Raw genomic sequence first — 1,807 nt, 5'->3', positions numbered from 1 at the left:
GCAGTATAAAAATTAGATTTTGAATAGATATGGATGCTTTGCATTAGAAGCTGTATCCAGCGTGTGGTTCAGACCTTTACGGGACTGGACAAGACCCTCGCGGATACAGCTTCCGTATGTCAAGCATACGATGATTCGCCTGCACTATTTCAATATGTGTTTCCAGGGAATCTCGCAAGCTGAAGGGAGAATGCTAACAATGACAGGTATACAAGCTGTAAACTGGAATCGCTCGGACGATGATTTCACACTGATGTTCTGGAACCAGAACATTATGCAATTTTGGACGGATGATGAAATCCCGTTGTCTGACGATAAAATGTCCTGGGTAACCCTCAGTGATATCGAAAAAGAAGCCTACATGAAGGTGCTGGGCGGATTGACGCTACTGGATACCATTCAAGGCGGCGTGGGTATGCCGCAAATTATGGAGCATGTGGACGGACTGCAACGCAAAGCCGTACTAAGCTTTATGGCGATGATGGAACAAATTCATGCCAAGTCGTACAGTAGCATCTTTACAACGCTAGCTTCCACGGAAGAAATTGACGGTGTGTTCCGCTGGGTGGAAGAAAATTCACATCTCCAAACCAAGGCAGAAACCATTCGTCAGTATTATATGAATATCCACACACCCAAAGACCTGTATCTCGCGATGGCAGCGTCGGTGCTTTTAGAAAGCTATTTATTTTATAGCGGCTTCTTCTACCCTCTTTATCTGGCGGGCCAGGGTAAGCTGACATGCAGTGGAGAAATTATCGATTTGATCCTGCGGGATGAAAGTATTCACGGTGTGTACGTAGGTGTACTGGCACAGGAGATTTATGCAGAATTGGCCGAGGAAGAACAACGTGATCTTTACCAGACGCTGGTAGGCTTGCTCCGCTACTTGCACAATAACGAGGAACAATACACCGAGCAAATTTACACTCCTATTGGACTCGTAGACGATGTGAAAGTCTTTTTGCGCTACAACGCCAACAAGGCCATGATGAACTTGGGCTTTGATCCACTGTTTGAAGAAGAAGAAGTTAATCCCATTGTATTCAACGGTATCAGCACCCACACTAAGCAGCATGATTTCTTTTCTAAAAAAGGAAACGGCTATGTGCGGGCGATGAATGTAGAGCCGCTGACAGATGATGATTTTAATTTTGGCGTATAAGTACAAATACGTGAAATTAATTTAGCAAGGTGATACTATGAAGAGCCATCCGCATGCGGATGGCTCAGACTGTAAACAAAGTAGATAGTTTACATATTTCAGGATTTTGCAAAATTCGATTCCAGTCGCTCCGAAGTGCAAGATATAGACGAACTATACCATTTCGATCTATATCTTGTTCATTGGAAGTCGCTTATGGGATTTTTGCAAACTCCTCATTTACTTGCGTTCGCTTATATAAAACTGGTATTGCCGCTGCTATAAGTATCCTACCCAAAAAAGCGGGTGCGGCATGACCAAGTGATACATAGATTTGACCTCCAATGATAGGCCCAATCATTCTTGCTAAAGCCTGAATAGATTGACTACCTCCTTGAATCCTTCCTTGTTCACTAGAATCGACAGACTTGGAGAGCATCCCATTGAATGAAGGCCCAAAGATCGAATCACCAAAACCAAATATAAACATTCCAGCGATAAAAAGAGGATAGAATGAGAACAAAGTAGATAGCGCAATAAGACTGTAGCCTATAATCTCCGAAACCATTCCAAGAATGGCTATCTGTTTATCATTAAGTTTTATCAAAAGCTTTGGCATGATGAAACCTTGTGAAATGATGTCTTGGAAGCCCATAATTGAAA

2 protein-coding genes are annotated in these 1,807 nt (G+C 42.8%); one reads left to right on the top strand and one right to left on the bottom strand.

Translation table 11 applies throughout. The features are described from left to right. Nucleotides 1-199: 199 nt before the first annotated feature. Entirely contained in the window at nt 200-1,165 is a 966-nt protein-coding gene (gene nrdF / locus GRP75_RS25965) for a class 1b ribonucleoside-diphosphate reductase subunit beta (RefSeq protein WP_076156972.1), read from the top strand. Nucleotides 1,166-1,358: 193 nt separating this feature from the next. On the opposite strand, the gene GRP75_RS25960 is transcribed toward nrdF, so the two are convergent. Then, on the bottom strand, nt 1,359-1,807 hold a 449-nt coding region (locus GRP75_RS25960), incomplete at its 5' end, for an MFS transporter (RefSeq protein WP_160790766.1).

Source organism: Paenibacillus sp. OT2-17, from assembly GCF_009827695.1.
Lineage (GTDB): Bacteria > Bacillota > Bacilli > Paenibacillales > Paenibacillaceae > Paenibacillus > Paenibacillus polymyxa_B.
Note: the sequence above shows the minus strand (reverse complement) of the source record. Positions and strands in the feature narration are given on the sequence as shown.